This is a genomic window from Bradyrhizobium sp. 1(2017), from assembly GCF_011602485.2.
Taxonomy (GTDB): domain Bacteria; phylum Pseudomonadota; class Alphaproteobacteria; order Rhizobiales; family Xanthobacteraceae; genus Bradyrhizobium.
The window spans coordinates 5,379,756-5,396,138 of record NZ_CP050022.2 but is presented as its reverse complement, the minus strand read 5'-3'; the positions used below and the strand labels follow the sequence as shown (position 1 = coordinate 5,396,138).

The window sequence follows — 16,383 nt, the reverse complement described above, 5'->3', positions numbered from 1 at the left end:
CGAGCCCGGAATCCATGGTGCTCCGATGATGCCGTTGGATGGATTCCGGGCTCGCGCTGCGCGCGCCCCAGAATGACGAAAGACAATCAGAGTAGGAACTAAGCAATGACCGGACCCGAAACCCTCGACGTCGCGCGCGATGCGATCTGGACCATCGTGATCGTGTCGTCGCCGCTGATGGTGGTCGGCCTCGTGGTCGGCGTCATCGTGTCGCTGTTCCAGGCACTGACGCAGATCCAGGAGCAGACGCTGATCTACGTGCCGAAGATCCTGGCCATCTTCGCCACAATGCTGTTGGCGCTGCCGTTCATGGCCGATTCGCTCCACGCATACATGATGCGGATCTCGTCGCGAATCATCGGCGGCTGAGGCACAATGCGTCGTGCGGTGGATTTGACATTCGCCAGGGCGTTTCCGCGGCCTGCGATGGCGAATGTCAAATCCGATGGCCGCACGACCACTGATATTTTGCGAATGCCCCTTTGGCTCCGACATTCGCAAAGCGCCTGCCGCGATGGCGTGCGAATGTTGGAGCCGGGGCATTCGACCATGCGCATCGACGTCTCGCTGCTGCCGGCGCTTGCCGCTTCCTTCATGCTCGCCTTCGCCCGGGTCGGAGCGATGGTGATGCTGCTGCCGGGCCTTGGCGAGACCAACATTCCGACGCGGATCAAGTTGTCGATCGCGCTGCTGCTCACGCTCATCATCCTGCCCCTGCACCGCAACGCCTATCAGGTCGACATGGGCTCGCTCGCGCCGCTCCTGGTCCTGATGCTGCACGAGATCGCGATCGGCATCGTGCTGGGCGCGACCGCCCGCGTGACGCTCTCGGCCCTGCAGGTCGCCGGCTCCGTGATCGCGCAGCAGATGGGGCTCGGCTTCGTCACCTCGGTCGATCCGACGCAGGGACAGCAGGGCGTGCTGGTCGGCAACTTCCTGACCATCCTGGGCGTGACGCTGCTGTTTGCCACCGACAGCCATCACCTCGTGATCGCGGCGCTCAACGATAGCTACAGGATCTTCTCGCCGGGCGAGACCGTATCGAGCGGCGACATCGCCTCGCTCGCAACGCGCGCCTTCGCAGCCGCGTTCAGCCTGGGCTTGCAGCTCTCCGGACCGTTTCTGGTGTTCGGCCTCGTCTTCAATATCGGGCTCGGCGTGCTGGCACGGCTGATGCCGCAGATGCAGGTCTATTTCGTTGGCGTGCCGCTCTCGATCTTCGCGGGCTTTCTGGTCCTCGCCGTGGTGCTCGCGGCGATGATGGGCACGTATCTGGATTACTTCATCGGTGTCATGCACCAGATGATACCGCTCAAGTGACGGGGATCGACCGATGGCGGAAGACAACGATCCCGAGAGTCAAACAGAAGACCCGACGCAAAAGCGCCTCGACGATGCGCTCGAACGCGGCGACGTCGCCAAGAGCCAGGAGATCAACACCTGGTTCATGATGGCGGGCGGCACGCTCGTGGTGTCGACCTTCTCGGGCTCGGTGGGCAGCGGCCTGCTGGCGCCGATGCGCAACCTGCTCGCCAATTCCTGGATGATCAAGACCGACGGCAAGGCCCTGCTCGCGCTGATGCAGCAGATCGAGGTCGCAATTCTCGCGGCGATCGGCGTGCCCCTCTTGATGCTGATGCTGGCGGCCATTGCGGGCAACATGCTCCAGCATCGGCTGGTGTGGTCGGCGGAATCCCTGAAACCCAAATTCGACAAGATCTCGCCCGGCGCCGGCTTCAAGCGCATCTTCGGCAAGCAGGCGGCGGCCAATTTTCTCAAGGGCGTCGGCAAGCTGGTCCTGCTCGGCGTGGTCATGACCATGATCCTGTGGCCCGAGCGGCATCGCATGGAGGCGATGGTCAGGCTCGATCCGGCCGCGATGCTCGGCGCCACCACCAGCATGACCATCCATCTCCTCGGCGCAGTGGTCGCGGCGCTCGCGATCGTCGCGATCGCGGACTATTTCTTCCAGTACCGAAGCTGGTTCCAGCGCCAGAAGATGTCGCTCCAGGAGATCAAGGAAGAATACAAGCAGTCCGAAGGCGACCCGCACATCAAGGGCAAGATCAGGCAACTGCGGCACCAGCGCGCCAAGAAGCGCATGATGGCGGCGGTTCCCAAGGCCTCCGTGATCATTACGAACCCGACCCACTATTCGGTGGCGCTGTCCTACGAGCGCGGCATGTCCGCGCCGATCTGCGTCGCCAAGGGCGTCGACAATCTCGCCTTCAAGATCCGGGAGATCGCGCGCGAGCACGACATTCCGATCGTCGAGAACGTGCCGCTGGCGCGCGCGCTCTACGCCACCGTCGACATCGACCAGGAAATCCCGACCGAACACTACCATGCGGTCGCCGAGGTGATCGGCTACGTCATGCGGCTGAAGCGCGGATTCGGCGCCGGGCGGGAATAAAATGCCCGGAAAGTACCGGAAATGGCCGTAATCTGGGAATCAGCATACCTTTCGCGTCTGCCGCCCTTGCACCCTTGGGTCCGATTCAGGCAGGGAAGACCCTGCGCGCCCCGTGGCGCGGTGATTCTCCGCCGACAGGCTACGCCAGCGTAAAATGACTGCTGAGACCGACCACGACCTGTCACGCGAGCCCGTTGCGGCGCACGAGCCGTCGCCGCGCTCGGGCAGCATCGCGCTGGTGCTGCTGGTGGCCGCCGCCCTCGTTGCGGTCGCCGTCGGCCTGATGACGCTCGGCCGTGCGCAGGCGCAGCCCTATATTCTCGGCATCCTCGCCGTGCTGGCGATGGTCGGCCTGTTCAACCTGTTTGCCTTCGCCGCCGGCATCATCCGCTTCGCCGACCGCAATCTCGATGATCCCGTCATCGGCCGCATCTCCGATCACGCGTTCGACGGGCTCGCGGTCACCGACACCCGCGGCCATGTGGTCTATTCCAACGCGGCCTATCTGACCCTGACCGGCGCGACCGGCCCACAGGATGTGCGTCCCGTCGAGCGGGTCTTCATCGGCAACCCCGACGTCTCCGAAGCCGTGTTCCGCCTGCTCAAGGCCGCCCGCGAAGGCAAGCGGCAGCAGGAGGAGGTGCGCATCTCCGGCCAGGACGGCAACCAGGGCCGCTGGCTGCGCATGCGGGTGCGCCCGCTCGGCAGCGGGAAACGCGAGGCGAAATATGCGGTGTGGTCGATTGCGGACATCACGCGCGACCGCGAGCGCCAGGAGGACGTGTTCCAGGAACTCCAGCACGCGATCGAATATCTCGATCACGCCCCTTGCGGCTTCTTCTCGGTCAATCCGGCCGGAGAGCTCGCTTACGTCAACGCGACGCTGGCGAACTGGCTCGATTATGACCTCGCCGAGATCGGCTCGGGCGGCCTCAAGCTGACCGACATTGTCTCCGGCGACGGCGCCTCGCTGCTGACCTCGATCGTGGCGGTGCCGGGCGAGGTGAAGACCGAGGTCTTCGACATCGATTTGCGCATGCGCACCGGCAAGACCATGCCGGTGAGGCTCTATCACAAGCTCGCCTTCGGCGCCGACGGCGCGCCCGGGCCGTCGCGAACGCTCGTGATCAGCCGCGCGCGCGACGAGCGCAGCGATCCCGATCGTGCCGCCGAAGTGCGCTTCATGCGCTTCTTCGACCACACGCCGATGGCGATCGCGACCGTCGATCGCGGCGGCAACGTGGTGCGCGCCAATGCACGCTACGCCAAGCTGGGACAGGCCCTCGGGCTCGACAGCGCCTCGAAGTCGATCTTCCGCGCCGTCAGTTCGCGCGACCGCCAGTTGCTGATCGCGGCCATCAACCAGGCCGCCGAGGGCCAGGCCGACATCGCTCCCGTCGAGGTGGCGCTGGAAGGGACCAAGGAGCGCTGGGGCCAGTTCTTCGTCACCCCGGTCGATGCGGCCGAGAACGAGGCGGAAGCCGCCATCGTTCACATGCTCGAGACCACCGAGCGTCGCGCGCTGGAGAACCAGATTAACCAGTCGCAGAAGATGGAGACGGTCGGCCAGCTCGCCGGCGGCATCGCCCACGACTTCAACAACGTGCTCTCCGCCATCATGATGGCGAACGACTTCCTGCTGAACGCGCACAAGCCGACCGATCCGTCGTTCCAGGACATCATGCAGATCAAGCAGAACGCGACCCGCGCCGCCACGCTGGTGCGGCAGTTGCTCGCCTTCTCGCGGCGGCAGACGCTGCGGCCGCAGGTGCTCGATCTCGGCGATGCGCTCTCCGACCTCGCCATGCTGCTGCGCCGGCTGATCGGCGAGAAGGTCAAGCACGAGACCATCCACGGCCGCGACCTCTGGCCGGTCAAGGTCGACGTCTCCCAGTTCGAGCAGGTGATCGTCAATCTCGCGGTCAACGCGCGCGACGCCATGCCCGACGGTGGCAAGCTGATCATCCGCACCGCGAACGTCACCGCAGAGGAGGCGGCCAGGCTCGCCTACAAGGGTATGCCGGCGGCGGACTATGTGCGGATCGAGGTCGCTGATACCGGCACCGGCATCCCCGCCGATATCCGTGACAAGATTTTCGAGCCGTTCTTCTCGACGAAGGAGGTGGGCAAGGGCACCGGGCTCGGGCTGTCCACCGTCTACGGCATCGTCAAGCAAACCGGCGGTTTCATCTACGTCGATTCCGAGCCGGGGCAGGGCACCTCGTTCCATATCTTCCTGCCGCGCCATCATGCCGAGCCGGAGGCGCAGGTCGAGCAGCCCGCAGCCGTGGTCAGCGCGACCAATGGCGCCGCGAAGGAGGCCGCGCCGGCGGAAGCCAAGCCGCGCACCGATCTCACGGGCCAGGGCACCATCCTGCTGGTCGAGGACGAAGAGGGCCTGCGTGCCCTCAATGCGCGCGGCCTGCGCTCGCGCGGCTACACCGTCGTCGAGGCCGAGAACGGCGTCGAGGCCATGGAGGTGCTCGAGGAGCAGAGCGGCGCGATCGATCTCGTCGTCTCCGACGTCGTGATGCCGGAGATGGACGGCCCGACGCTGCTCAAGGCGATGCGGGAAAAGAATCCCGACATCAAGTTCATCTTCGTGTCCGGGTATGCCGAGGACGCCTTCGAGAAGAGCCTGCCGGAGGGCCAGCAGTTCGACTTCCTGCCGAAGCCGTTCACGCTCAGCCAGCTCGTGGCGGCGGTGAAGGAGACGATGACCAAGCAGGGGTGAAGGCCTCTCTGTCCGAATCTCTCCGCGAAAAGACGCTGGATTGCTTCGTCGCGAGGGCTCCTCGCAGTACGGGTGGTGAGAGCGAACTGGGCTTGCGATGACGCGGGGAAAAGCGGAAATCGGATCGTAAACCCGCCGGTAACCAGCGAGCCATGGTTCCCGGCAAACCTCCGTCAAATATGGGCTTTTGCCACATCCCCGCGACTGAGGGCCGCAGTCACAAGTTCCGAAACCGGCTTCACTTTTCGGGAAGTCTGCCCATGTTAGGGGCACGTCCCCATGCCGGGGATTTGGGAAACGCACATGACTTTCTCGCAACGCTCCCGCAGTGTCTTCAAGACGATCGCCGTCGTGCTGGCGCTTGCGCTGCCGACCGCGCTGACGATCTCGGCTGCCGACGCCCGCGCCGGTGGCGGCATGTCGTCGGGTTCGCGCGGTTCGCGCACCTATTCGGCCCCGCCGTCGACCACGACCGCGCCGGGCTCGACCTCGCAGTTCAACCGCAGCTACACCCAGCCCGGCGCCGGCATGAACTCGGCCGCAGCCGCGCCCGCGCGCGGCGGCATGTTCGGCCGCGCCGGCGGCTTCATGGGCGGCCTTGCGGCCGGCTTCCTCGGCGCCGGCCTGCTTGGCATGTTGTTCGGCGGCGGCCTGTTCGGCGGCCTCGGCGGCCTGTCGTCGATCCTGGGCCTGATCATCCAGATCGCGCTCGTTGTGCTGGTGGTGCGACTGGCGATGTCCTGGTGGCAGCGCCGCCATACCCCGCAGGCGGCCTACGCCAATGCCAACGCCGATGCGGGCCCGGGTCCCGGACCGCAGACGAACTATCGCAGCGGTCTCGGTGGCTTCGGCTTCGGCGCCAACAACGCACCGCTCGAGATCAAGCCGGACGACTATGAGTCGTTCGAGCGCCTGCTCGGCGAGGTCCAGGCGGCGTGGTCGAACGAGGACGTGGCCAAGCTGCACACCCTCGCGACGCCGGAGATGGTCTCGTATTTCGAGCAGGATCTCGCCCAGAACCGCGCGCGCAATGTCGTCAACAAGGTGACCAACATCAAGCTGTTGCAGGGCGACCTCGCAGAATCCTGGCGCGAAGGCGAAACGGACTACGCCACGGTGGCGCTGCGCTTCGCGCTCACCGACAAGACGCTCGATCGCAACACCGGCGCCGTCGTTGCCGGAAGCGAGCAGCCGGGCGAGGCGACCGAGATCTGGACCTTCGCCCGCCGGCCGGGCGCCGGCTGGGAATTGTCGGCGATCCAGCAGACCAACTGATCGCTCGCGACATGAGAAATCAGGGCGTCGTGCTTGCGCACGGCGCCCTTTTCTTTTGGGCATCTCGCATCGCCGCATCGGAATAAGCTGGCCCGCGTCGGGTTGACATGAGGCGGCCAACGACAAGCACAACGGGAGGACAACATGATCCGCATCGAGAGATCCGTGACGATTTCAGGCCTCGCACTGGCAATGGCCTTGCTGGCGGCGCCATCGGCCCAAGCGCAATCGGCCGACATGACGTTCTTCGTGACCTCCAACGGTCCGGGGAAGGGCGCCGATCTCGGCGGCCTCGAGGGAGCCGACGCGCAATGCCAGAAACTTGCACAGGCGGCTGGTGCCGGCACCAAGACCTGGCGCGCCTATCTCTCGACGCAGGCCGCCGACGGCAAGCCGGCCGTCAACGCCAAGGACCGCATCGGCAAGGGACCGTGGCAGAACGCCAAGGGCACGGTGGTCGCCAAGGACGTGGCCGACCTGCACGGCGCGGCCAACAACCTCACCAAGCAGACCGCGCTCAGCGAGAAGGGTGAGGGGATCACCGGTGCCGGCGACCAGCCGAACCGCCATGACATCCTCACGGGATCGCAATCGGACGGCACCGCGTTTGCCGGGCCGGACGATCGCACCTGCAAGAACTGGACGTCGAGCACGCAGGGCGCCGCGATGGTCGGACACTTCGATCGCCGGGGCCTGCGTGACGACGAGCCGTCAAAGTCCTGGAATAGCTCGCACCCCTCGCGCGGTCCCGACGGTGGCTGCTCGCAGGCTGATCTGAAGAGCACCGGCGGCGACGGCTTGCTCTATTGCTTTGCCGCGAATTGAAGCGCTGAGTTCTCTCCGCCGTCATTGCGAGGAGCCCGCGACAAAATTGCGAAGCAATTTTGCGCTGGAGCGACGAAGCAATCCAGTATGGTCCCGCGGCGGCCGTCTGGATTGCTTCCGCCTTCGCCAAGGCTTCGGCGGACAAGTCGCTATGCTCGCAATGACGCGTGTGGAGCCGGTGTTGCACCCCGCAACGACGGAACTTGCGTCGCGTGATAGGCTTGTCCTGCGCGCGTCTCAAAGGACTGTCCCATGAAATACGAGCTCTACTACTGGCCCGAGATCCAGGGCCGCGGCGAATATGTGCGGCTGGCGCTCGAGGAGGCGGGGGCCGCTTACGTCGACGTGGCGCGCGGACCGCGCGGGACAGCCATGATGATGAAGATGATGGAGGCGAAGGGCACGCCGCCCTTTGCACCCCCGTTCCTGAAGGCGGGCAAGCTCGTCATCGGCCAGACCGCCAACATCCTGCTCTATCTCGGCGGCCGCCACGGGCTTGCACCGAAGACGGAAGCCGGCCGGCTCTGGGTGCACCAGCTCCAGCTCACGATCACGGATCTCGTCGTCGAGATCCACGACACCCATCATCCGCTCGGGCCCTCGCTCTATTACGAGGACCAGAAGCCGCCGGCGAAGAAGCGCACCGCCGATTTCTGGAGCGAGCGTGTGCCGAAATTTCTCGGCTATTTCGAGCAGCTTCTCATCGACAATGGCGGCAGCTTTGTCACCGGCCGCAGGCTGACCTATGTCGACCTCTCGCTGTTTCAGATCGTCGATGGCCTGCGCTATGCCTTCCCCAAGCGCATGAAGGCGTTCGAGACCGATATTCCGAGCCTCGTCGGCCTGCATGACCGCGTCGCCGCGCGGCCGAACATCAAGGCCTATCTCGACAGCAAGCGCCGCATTCCCTTCAACGAGCAGGGCATCTTCCGCCACTATCGCGAGCTGGATTAGAGCGTTCTCGAGCGAAGTGGATAACGGTTCGCGTGAAGAAAACACGCCAGACAAAAGGGCGTCAGCGGGTGCGGACGGCAGAGTGATCCGTCCTCACCAAACGCCCGGTACGAGGCGATAGCGCACGCGCGCCGCATAGTCGGAATAGCCCGGCAGGCCCTCGCGCAGCATGCGCTCCTCGATCCCGATGCGGACCGCAAACAGGGCGGCGAAGAGCGGCGCCATCGCAAGGCCCCACCACGAGCCCAGCAGCAGCGGCATGCCCGTGAAGAACAGGACCATGCCACTATACATGGGATGGCGCACATGGGCGTAGGGTCCCGTCGAGATCACGCGCTGTGCGCGCTCGGCCTGCAGCTTCACCACCGGCGCGGCGAACGAGTTCTCGCGGAAGACCCACATCGTGAACAGCGTCGAGGCCAGGAACAGCACGAGGCCGAGGACCTGCAGCGCAACCGGCATCTCGGAGGATCGAATGCGCCGGTCGATGCCCATCGCGACCAGCCAGGCCAGCATCGCCACGACGAAGACCGCCATGAACATCTTGTCCGCGGCGGGTTGATCCTTTTGCAGGACCGGCCGCAGACGTTCGGCGAGCAGCGCCGGATCGATCCGGTAGAGCCACCAGCCACAGAGCGGACCAAGCAGCGCGGAGGTGGCGAGAAGCACCCAGGCCGATGGCCAGTGCAGCGTTCCGGCGGACGCAAACAGCAGCGCGCCCATGCCGACGACGAAGATCGTGTTCTGCAGCAGAAGGCGTGCGATCATGCGCAGATCCCGGGATGGCCTCGCACGAGACTGGTCCCGCTATCCGGCGAAGATGCGGCCGGACGCGCGAAAGGCCCGATCGATCGGATCGGGCGCTTCAGCTTCGGCAGGTGCGATCAGGCGAGCTGATCGATCCGCGTGCCCTGACCCGGCGGCAGCGGCGCGGCCGGCTGCGGTTTGAAGGTCGGATTCTCGTCCTTGACCTTGGTCTGCTCGTCCTGCTGCTTGGTCGTATCGTAGTTCGGAACCACGATCGCGATCGGCGGAGGCGCAACGGTGGAAACTTTCATCCACAAATCCTCACACATGGAAACAATTGAGCCTGCCCTGCAAGGAACGAAGTTTCCTTCAAGGCAATCGCTAAAATGCGAGGGATTTGGTGCGGGCGGCGCTGTTTCGTGCTCATCGCAGCGCGTCGGAGAGACGAGATTCTCACCTCGTCATTGCGAGGAGCCCTTGCGACGAAGCAATCCAGAATCCGTCCGCGGAAACAGACTGGATTGCTTCCGCCTTCGCCGAGGCTTCGGCGGACAAGTCGCTTCGCTCGCAATGACGGAGTGTGGGGCGGACGGCATTGCGACACGCACGCTGCCAGCGCGTAGAAAGAGCGAGTGCTCCGCCTATTCGTCCTTGCCGCGCGTGATCGCGATGGACGCATCCGTCTTCGTGCGCGTGCATTCCATGTTGAGCCGCCGGTAGCGCATGGTGACCTTGTCGCCGCGCAACAGGCCCATCCGTTTCAGGCAGCGTGTCGCGCCTGTCGTGGTGTCGTCCTTCGTCACGGTGAAGACGATCGCCGCCATCGATCCCACCAGCGCGTAGAACTCCGGCTTGGGCTTGCGATCGCCCTTGGCAAAAAGCTCGATGGAATATTTGTCGCCGCGGCAGCCGACCGACAGCTCCTTGGCCGCCGGATGCGTCAGGTAAACGACGTTGGCCGCACGGAAATTCACCTTGAGGCGATCGATCTGGCTCGCGAGCTCCTTCGCGCTGTCGTCGCAGCGGTCGGCGCGCGCGGGTGAGGCGAGGGTCACAAGGCCGGTGATGGCGGCGGCGACCAGGATCGCGCCGCGGACGTTCGAGTTCAATGTCATGATGAAAAGCCCCTTAGGGCGCACATTCAAGCGTCGGCGAGCGCGAAGCGCAAGGGTGGGGACCGGCCTTTCCACGTGCTGTGCCAATGCTTTCCCAAGCCCTGGCCAACCTCTCCCATGCGCACCGCTCCCTTCCTTTTCCGTCCAAAATGGGCTTAGAACGTTTCTATGCCGAGGGCCCGCGAGGCCCCAGAACCCGAGATTTGCCCATGAACGCTCCCACCGCCTTTCCCGACCAGTCAAAACCCGTTCCGCCCTACAAGCACACCCCGCTGTTCCCGTTGGGCAAGGACGAGACGCCTTACAAGAAGATCACGTCCGAGGGCGTCAGGGTCGAGAAGGTCTTAGGGAAGGACATGCTGGTGGTGTCGCGCGAGGCGCTGCGGGCGCTGTCGGAGGCGGCTTTCGGCGACATCAACCACTATCTGCGGCCGGGTCATCTGAAGCAGCTCCGCGCGATCCTGGAGGACGGCGAGGCGAGCCCGAACGACAAATTCGTCGCGCTGGACTTTTTGAAGAACGCCAACATCGCGGCCGGCGGCGTGCTGCCGATGTGCCAGGACACCGGCACTGCGATCATCATGGGCAAGAAGGGCTGCAACGTCATCACCGATGGTGACGACGAGGCGGCGCTCTCGGAAGGCGCGCGCGATGCTTACCTGCGCCGCAATCTGCGCTACTCGCAGGTCGCGCCGCTCTCGATGTACGAGGAGAAGAACACCGCCAACAACATGCCGGCGCAGTGCGAGATCTATGCCGAGGGTGATGACGCCTACAAGTTCATGTTCATGGCGAAGGGCGGCGGCTCCGCCAACAAGAGCTTTCTGTTCCAGGCCACGCCCTCGGTGCTGACCAAGGACCGGCTGCTCGCCTTCCTGAAGGAGAAGATCCTCACGCTCGGCACCGCGGCGTGCCCGCCCTATCATCTCGCCATCGTGATCGGCGGCACCTCGGCCGAGCTCTGCATGAAGACGGTGAAGCTCGCCTCGGCGCGCTATCTCGACGCGCTGCCGACGCAGGGCTCGCCGGACGGAAACGCCTTCCGCGACGTCGAGATGGAGAAGGAAATCCACAAGATGACGCAGTCGCTCGGCGTCGGCGCGCAGTTCGGCGGCAAATATTTCTGCCACGACGTGCGCGTGATCCGCATGCCGCGCCACGGCGCCTCGCTACCGATCGGGCTGGGCGTGTCCTGCTCGGCCGACCGCCAGGTGCTCGGCAAGATCACCAGGGACGGCGTCTATCTCGAGGAGCTCGAGCACAATCCGGCACAATATCTGCCTGAGGTCGAGCAGTCGCTCGGCGGCGAGGTCGTCAAGATCGACCTCAACCAGCCGATGAAGGACATCCTGGCGACGTTCTCGCAATACCCGATCAAGACGCGGGTCTCGATGACCGGCACCATGATCGTCGCGCGCGACTCCGCGCACGCCAAGCTGCGCGAGCGGCTGGAGAAGGGCGAGCCGCTGCCGGACTATTTCAAGAACCATCCGGTCTATTACGCCGGCCCGGCCAAGACTCCCGAAGGCTATGCCTCCGGCGCGTTCGGTCCGACCACTGCCGGCCGCATGGATTCCTTCGTCGACCAGTTCCAGGCCGCCGGCGGCTCGATGGTGATGGTGGCCAAGGGCAACCGCGCGCCGGCCGTGCGCGAGGCCTGCAAGAAGTATGGCGGCTTCTATCTCGGCTCGATCGGCGGTGCCGCGGCAAACCTCGCCGAGCACTGCATCAAGAAGGTCGAGGTGCTCGAATATCCCGAGCTCGGCATGGAAGCGATCTGGCGCATCGAGGTCGTCGACTTCCCGGCGTTCATCATCGTCGACGACAAGGGCAACGACTTCTTCAAGGAGTTGAACCTGGGCTGAGTTGTCATGGCTGGGCTTGACCCGGCCATCCATCGCTCGTGAGAAGATGGATACGCGGGTCAAGCCCCGCGTATGACGCAGAGTGATCGGGGACGCATCCGTCCGCTCTAGCTGCAATTCGTGACCTGGTTCGAGCACAGCGCGCGCCACCAGCCGCGGACGCCGTCATGGCTCTCGACGAGGCCCCAATATCCGCTGCAGGCGAGAAGCCGCTTCGGTCCGCCGTCGGTGTCGATCGGGCCGCCGAGCTCGCGCTGGGCGGGCATCCATTTGGCGTCGACGAAGGGGGCCTGAAACAAGCCGCCGGCACGTGTCGAGCCGTTGGCATAGCTCGCGCCGACCTTGTTGGCTGCGACCCAGCCGCGCCCGGCATAGGGCTTTGGCGCATTGCGCGGGTATCTTTTCTCGTCCTCGTAGTCCTGGCCCGGTGGCTTCGCGCCTTCGATCAAGAACCAACCGTCCCGAAAGCCGATGATGCGGAATTCCGTCAGCCAGCCGCCCTCGGGTGTGTTCTCGGCTCCGCCCAGCTTCAGCCGGTATGGCGGCGGCAGGGTGCCGAGCACGCGCGCTTTCACCGAGGGCTCGGCGCGCACGTTGAGGCCGTGCGGGTCCTTGTCGATGGACCAGGCGCCGAGCGCGCAGGGCTCGGTGCCCTCGGGCAGGCTGGAGCGCTTTGCTGCGAGATCGGCGTGCAGATCAGCGAAATCGGTGTCGTCGCCGTCCGGAGCCGGCTCGGTGCGCGGCTTCAATTCGGCCGTGACCGCGCGCGTCGCATCCGAGGTGAGGGCTACGACGAGGCTCTGACGCGTAGCGAACACGCTGGCCGGAATCTTCGGATCGTTCGATGTCGCGGGATAGATGGCGAGGTAACCGGTCGCGCTTTCGGTCCGATAGGCCGTGCCGGCGGCATAGCCCACCGGCACCAGGGCGAGCGCGCTTGCGCGCCACGCCGGTTCGATGTCGTCCGCGTACGCCGCTTGTGTCGCGACAGACAGGATCGTCGCCGCGATGAGGCGGAGCGCACGCATGGTCATTCGGCGTGAGGCGTTACGCCCGCGCGCCCGTGAACGGGAAGCTGCCCATGGGGCCGATGCCCATCTCGCCGCTCATGCTGTCGCCGGATACCTTTCCGATGAACTCGAGCGTCAACGGCATCGGATTGGTGATCGAGACCTTCCAGTTGATGGCGTCGCCGCTGATGGTGCCGTCGAAAATCTCGGCGGAATTACCATCGGCGCCCTGCGTGCCGGTCAGCGTGCCGCCGGAGCTCAGCAAGGTCAGCGTCGCCTGGCGCTCGCCCATCGGCGTCGTCATGGTCAGATTCCAGTTGCCGTCTACGGCCATTCCCGTCTCCCCAACAATCCCGGCCGGCCGCGACGATCCGCGGCCAGTCCTGAGTGAGCCTATAACCCAACTCGGTGCTCGTGCCTAACGCAGCATTGGCACCATCTAGGCGCGGGCAGCCGCGCGCCGGCGGCTGCTGACGATGAGGCGCAGAACGAGATATTGCACGGCAAAGGCCAGGATCTTGCCGCCGCCCGCGACCACCGTGAGGTAGAACGCCCACAGCTTCAGGTCGCCCGTGGAGGCCACCGCGATCATGCCGGCGCCGATCACGAACATCAGCAGCGCCCAGGCATAGCCCGCGACCGTCACATATTCCGGAACGGTCTCGACGACGATCGGCGGCATGTAGCGCAGCATCCAGCCGCGCTTGAGCATGATGAGGCCGATCGCGAAATGTGCGATCGCCGGCTTTGCCAGCATGAAGCGGGCATCGTTGGTCAGCAAGGTGACCGCGCCCAGTCCCACGACGAGCACGAGGCTCGCATAAGTCATGTAGTTGAGCTGCTGCCCCTTGATGCGGGCATAGATCACCTGCGCGACCGCGCCGGCGACCGCCACCGACGTGGCCAGAATGACATTGTCGGTGATGAGGTAGACGGCCAGGAAGAGGATGGCGGAGAAGAGATCGGAGCCGAGACGGGCAAATACGTCCTTCATCGTGATCCTGTTCAGCGGGCGATGGGCAATACGCGGGTGGACGTAGCATACTTGGTCTGGCGATACTCGGGATACCATTTTGTGAAGTAAATCGCGCTGTTGCGAGCGGCGAAAGCGACCGCAAGACTCGACCAGAGCGGCAGGCCGGGGACGTAGAGCAGCATGAGATTGGCGGCCGCCATCAAGAGTGCAGCGGCAGTCCAGGCGCCGGTAATGATGTAGTTGGCATGGAGAAATCCAGGCATCGCCGCGGTCTCGGCCGGAACCGATTCCAGCGCATATTGCAGCGTGAACGGACGGCGGGCCAGCATTGAGCCGAGCGAGAGAAGGAAGATCCCGATATCGATCGACAGCTTGACGCCGAGCGTGCCGAGTACGGGACCGAGCAGCGCGAGGGCGAGGCCGATTGCGGCGAACACGATCGCCGATCCCGCGGCCAGGATCTTCACCGAGCGGCCGCGTGCGACATCGATTGCGATGGTGGCAAGACAGATCGCGGACGCTGCGAACACGCTGGTCGTGGCGGAGGTCACCAGCATCAGGAACGTGTAGACGCCGTAGGGCGCGAGGATCAGGAAAATCGCCATGGGCCGCCTCGGTCAAATCGATCTTTCCGATGTAAAGATCGATACTTCCGGGCCGGTGCCGGGGTCAAGGGTAATCTTTACAGTGTCAAAATTACGTAGGCGACCTCCAGGAGATGAAGCGCGGCGACGGCTTGGTCGGTGGCCTCGTCGGCCAATTCCGCCCAGGGCAGGCGCGACAGGATCGGCAGCGCGGAAGCGAGCACGAGGCCGACGGTGAGCAGGATGCCACCGTCGAAGAAGGTATGGCTTCTTCGCTGCAGCCGGATCGCCTGGAGTGCGAGCGCGGCGCAGGCCAGGGCGAAAATTGCAAGGCAGCTTGCGGTGATCGAGGGCATGTCCATGGGAAACTCCTCTTTCCGTCATTCCGGACGGCGCCAGGGTCGAGCTGTGACGCGCAATCGCGCATCTGGGATTCGATCGATTGGCAGAACGCCCGGTGACAGGAACTACGCCGCGCCCACCCAATTGCCGTGAAAGCCGTCGGGCACCCGATGGCCGAGCTGCACCAGGGCCGCTGGCCCGGCCTCGATATCGGTGGCGTTGAACACGGCGAGGTCGCTGCGGTTCTCCCGTGCGCGCCAGACCACCGCGAGCAGCCAGCCGTCGCCTTCAGGCGCGTCCTGCGACCGCTCGACGAAAACAGGCTCGGAGACAGTGTCGCCGGCCGGCAGCAGATAATGGCCGAGCCGCCTGCCGTTGCCGTCGACATGAACGATGCCCGAGAGCGCGCCGAACATCGGCAGCCTCGGATTGGCGCAGGCGTACCAGCCGTGACGGCTCTTCAGACCGGCGCGACGATCGTCGATGCGCGGGAATTCGCCCGTGAGATCGTCGAGATAGGTCTGCTGGAAGCGGTCGGTATTGCCCGAGAGATCGAAGGTCCAGCGGCAGTGCCGGGCGCGCGACTTCTCCGGATCCGTCGGCCGGCCATCGGGATGCGGAAACAGCGGCGCCTCTTCGAACTGCATGACGTCGGCGACGATGCGGCCATCGTCCTCCCACGCATTCATGATGTGGAAGACGTAGCAGGCTTCACCGCGGAACCAGACGATGTCCTTTGCGGTGCCGCTGCGCTTCATCACGCCGACATAGGCGCCTTTGTCAGGCTCCCAGGCATAAGGCGGCCGCCCGCTCATCGCGCGCTCCATGCTGCCCGTGATCGGGAGGATCGGAAACAGCACATGGTTCGCGGTGACGATGAAGTCGTGCACCATGCTGGCATAGGGTGCCTCGAACCGCTCGAAGCGCGTCGCCTTGCCGGTGGCGTCGATCGATCCGTAGGAGAGGGCTGATGTCAGCGGTCCCGCGGCGTTGTAGCCGAAGAACACGAGCTCGCCGGTGATGGGATCGACCTTCGGATGCGCCGTGAAGCTGCCGGCGACGCGGCCCTGATAATTGTGGTAGCCGCGCGTCGCCAGCGTGCCCGGCTCGATCTCGGTCGGCAAATGCGCTTCCTCGAGCGCCAGCAGCTTGCCGGCGTGGAAGATGATGTTGGTGTTGGCGACGCCGCCGTCGGTGAGACCGGCCGGTGCATCCGGCAGCTTGCGGCCGAAGCCGCCGAACAAGGCGCGGCCGGCATCGTGCTCGGCCAGCCATTTCGGCGTGCGGACCCAGCGGTTGCGGTAGCTGGCGCTTCCGTTCTCGAGGTGGAAGGCGTGCAGCATGCCGTCGCCGACGAACCAGTGCGCGCCGGGTGAAGAGAACTGCGGATTGGGGCCGTTGCGATAAAGCGTTCCGTTCAGCTCGCGCGGCAATTCGCCGATGATCGTCAGGAATGGCGCGTCCGCCTCGAACGGAATTGGCGCGATGTTGTTGCGGCGCTCGGTCACGGCGTCCTGCTGCACGGCCTATCCTCCTTATCTTT

17 protein-coding genes are annotated in these 16,383 nt (G+C 65.0%); 8 read left to right on the top strand and 9 right to left on the bottom strand.

Annotated elements, in window-relative coordinates; translation table 11 throughout:
- The first annotated feature begins 105 nt into the window (after nt 1-105).
- The 7 genes from fliQ (at nt 106) to HAP40_RS25740 (ending at nt 8,201) form a co-directional block, all read left to right on the top strand.
- Nucleotides 106-369: a flagellar biosynthesis protein FliQ gene (gene fliQ, locus HAP40_RS25770; protein WP_166815105.1), complete on the top strand. Its 264-nt coding sequence runs from the start codon at nt 106-108 to the stop codon at nt 367-369.
- Nucleotides 370-549: 180 nt separating this feature from the next.
- A complete protein-coding gene (fliR, locus tag HAP40_RS25765) occupies nt 550-1,320 on the top strand; it encodes a flagellar biosynthetic protein FliR (protein WP_166815106.1) in 771 nt (256 codons plus the stop codon).
- A gap of 13 nt (nt 1,321-1,333) precedes the next feature.
- Entirely contained in the window at nt 1,334-2,413 is a 1,080-nt protein-coding gene (flhB, locus tag HAP40_RS25760; RefSeq protein ID WP_166815107.1) for a flagellar biosynthesis protein FlhB, read from the top strand.
- 154 nt (nt 2,414-2,567) lie between these two features.
- Complete coding sequence (gene cckA, locus HAP40_RS25755; protein WP_166815108.1) at nt 2,568-5,147, top strand: cell cycle histidine kinase CckA; 2,580 nt, start codon at nt 2,568-2,570, stop codon at nt 5,145-5,147.
- A gap of 279 nt (nt 5,148-5,426) precedes the next feature.
- On the top strand, nt 5,427-6,422 hold the full coding sequence (locus tag HAP40_RS25750) for a Tim44 domain-containing protein (protein WP_166815109.1): 996 nt from the start codon (nt 5,427-5,429) through the stop codon (nt 6,420-6,422).
- Between the two features lie 144 nt (nt 6,423-6,566).
- Nucleotides 6,567-7,247, top strand: a complete 681-nt coding sequence (locus HAP40_RS25745; RefSeq protein WP_166815110.1) for a lectin — start codon at nt 6,567-6,569, stop codon at nt 7,245-7,247.
- 252 nt (nt 7,248-7,499) lie between these two features.
- Nucleotides 7,500-8,201: a glutathione S-transferase gene (locus HAP40_RS25740; protein ID WP_166815111.1), complete on the top strand. Its 702-nt coding sequence runs from the start codon at nt 7,500-7,502 to the stop codon at nt 8,199-8,201.
- 93 nt (nt 8,202-8,294) lie between these two features.
- Here HAP40_RS25740 and HAP40_RS25735 read toward each other — a convergent pair whose 3' ends face one another.
- The 3 genes from HAP40_RS25735 to HAP40_RS25725 form a co-directional block, all read right to left on the bottom strand.
- Complete coding sequence (locus HAP40_RS25735) at nt 8,295-8,969, bottom strand: methyltransferase family protein (RefSeq protein WP_166815112.1); 675 nt, start codon at nt 8,967-8,969, stop codon at nt 8,295-8,297.
- Nucleotides 8,970-9,085: 116 nt separating this feature from the next.
- Nucleotides 9,086-9,259: a hypothetical protein gene (locus tag HAP40_RS25730; RefSeq protein WP_166815113.1), complete on the bottom strand. Its 174-nt coding sequence runs from the start codon at nt 9,257-9,259 to the stop codon at nt 9,086-9,088.
- A 330-nt stretch (nt 9,260-9,589) separates the two neighbouring features.
- The gene (locus HAP40_RS25725; protein ID WP_166815114.1) at nt 9,590-10,063 is read right to left on the bottom strand and encodes a hypothetical protein; all 474 of its coding nucleotides are present in this window, start codon (nt 10,061-10,063) and stop codon (nt 9,590-9,592) included.
- A 209-nt stretch (nt 10,064-10,272) separates the two neighbouring features.
- Here HAP40_RS25725 and HAP40_RS25720 point away from each other — a divergent pair, with 209 nt between their 5' ends.
- The gene (locus tag HAP40_RS25720; protein ID WP_166815115.1) at nt 10,273-11,928 is read left to right on the top strand and encodes a fumarate hydratase; all 1,656 of its coding nucleotides are present in this window, start codon (nt 10,273-10,275) and stop codon (nt 11,926-11,928) included.
- A gap of 107 nt (nt 11,929-12,035) precedes the next feature.
- Here HAP40_RS25720 and HAP40_RS25715 read toward each other — a convergent pair whose 3' ends face one another.
- The 6 genes from HAP40_RS25715 to HAP40_RS25690 form a co-directional block, all read right to left on the bottom strand.
- Entirely contained in the window at nt 12,036-12,956 is a 921-nt protein-coding gene (locus tag HAP40_RS25715) for an SH3 domain-containing protein (protein ID WP_166815116.1), read from the bottom strand.
- Nucleotides 12,957-12,975: 19 nt separating this feature from the next.
- Nucleotides 12,976-13,272: a hypothetical protein gene (locus HAP40_RS25710; protein ID WP_092213418.1), complete on the bottom strand. Its 297-nt coding sequence runs from the start codon at nt 13,270-13,272 to the stop codon at nt 12,976-12,978.
- Between the two features lie 105 nt (nt 13,273-13,377).
- Nucleotides 13,378-13,932 carry a septation protein IspZ gene (locus tag HAP40_RS25705; RefSeq protein ID WP_166815117.1) on the bottom strand — a complete coding sequence of 185 codons (555 nt, stop codon included), beginning with the start codon at nt 13,930-13,932 and terminating at the stop codon, nt 13,378-13,380.
- Between the two features lie 11 nt (nt 13,933-13,943).
- Nucleotides 13,944-14,519 (bottom strand): hypothetical protein, encoded by a 576-nt coding sequence (locus tag HAP40_RS25700; RefSeq protein ID WP_166815118.1) that lies wholly within the window; start codon nt 14,517-14,519, stop codon nt 13,944-13,946.
- 77 nt (nt 14,520-14,596) lie between these two features.
- The gene (locus HAP40_RS25695; RefSeq protein WP_166815119.1) at nt 14,597-14,860 is read right to left on the bottom strand and encodes a hypothetical protein; all 264 of its coding nucleotides are present in this window, start codon (nt 14,858-14,860) and stop codon (nt 14,597-14,599) included.
- Between the two features lie 105 nt (nt 14,861-14,965).
- Entirely contained in the window at nt 14,966-16,363 is a 1,398-nt protein-coding gene (locus HAP40_RS25690; protein ID WP_166815120.1) for a carotenoid oxygenase family protein, read from the bottom strand.
- Nucleotides 16,364-16,383 lie beyond the last annotated feature (20 nt).

What these genes read in the sequence shown, in the direction of transcription:
- fliQ (WP_166815105.1), top strand. Translation starts at nt 106, where the DNA reads ATGACCGGACCCGAAACCCTCGACGTCGCGCGCGATGCGATCTGGACC.
- fliR (WP_166815106.1), top strand. Translation starts at nt 550, where the DNA reads ATGCGCATCGACGTCTCGCTGCTGCCGGCGCTTGCCGCTTCCTTCATG.
- flhB (WP_166815107.1), top strand. Translation starts at nt 1,334, where the DNA reads ATGGCGGAAGACAACGATCCCGAGAGTCAAACAGAAGACCCGACGCAA.
- cckA (WP_166815108.1), top strand. Translation starts at nt 2,568, where the DNA reads ATGACTGCTGAGACCGACCACGACCTGTCACGCGAGCCCGTTGCGGCG.
- HAP40_RS25750 (WP_166815109.1), top strand. Translation starts at nt 5,427, where the DNA reads ATGCCGGGGATTTGGGAAACGCACATGACTTTCTCGCAACGCTCCCGC.
- HAP40_RS25745 (WP_166815110.1), top strand. Translation starts at nt 6,567, where the DNA reads ATGATCCGCATCGAGAGATCCGTGACGATTTCAGGCCTCGCACTGGCA.
- HAP40_RS25740 (WP_166815111.1), top strand. Translation starts at nt 7,500, where the DNA reads ATGAAATACGAGCTCTACTACTGGCCCGAGATCCAGGGCCGCGGCGAA.
- HAP40_RS25735 (WP_166815112.1), bottom strand. Translation starts at nt 8,969, where the DNA reads ATGATCGCACGCCTTCTGCTGCAGAACACGATCTTCGTCGTCGGCATG.
- HAP40_RS25730 (WP_166815113.1), bottom strand. Translation starts at nt 9,259, where the DNA reads ATGAAAGTTTCCACCGTTGCGCCTCCGCCGATCGCGATCGTGGTTCCG.
- HAP40_RS25725 (WP_166815114.1), bottom strand. Translation starts at nt 10,063, where the DNA reads ATGACATTGAACTCGAACGTCCGCGGCGCGATCCTGGTCGCCGCCGCC.
- HAP40_RS25720 (WP_166815115.1), top strand. Translation starts at nt 10,273, where the DNA reads ATGAACGCTCCCACCGCCTTTCCCGACCAGTCAAAACCCGTTCCGCCC.
- HAP40_RS25715 (WP_166815116.1), bottom strand. Translation starts at nt 12,956, where the DNA reads ATGCGTGCGCTCCGCCTCATCGCGGCGACGATCCTGTCTGTCGCGACA.
- HAP40_RS25710 (WP_092213418.1), bottom strand. Translation starts at nt 13,272, where the DNA reads ATGGCCGTAGACGGCAACTGGAATCTGACCATGACGACGCCGATGGGC.
- HAP40_RS25705 (WP_166815117.1), bottom strand. Translation starts at nt 13,932, where the DNA reads ATGAAGGACGTATTTGCCCGTCTCGGCTCCGATCTCTTCTCCGCCATC.
- HAP40_RS25700 (WP_166815118.1), bottom strand. Translation starts at nt 14,519, where the DNA reads ATGGCGATTTTCCTGATCCTCGCGCCCTACGGCGTCTACACGTTCCTG.
- HAP40_RS25695 (WP_166815119.1), bottom strand. Translation starts at nt 14,860, where the DNA reads ATGGACATGCCCTCGATCACCGCAAGCTGCCTTGCAATTTTCGCCCTG.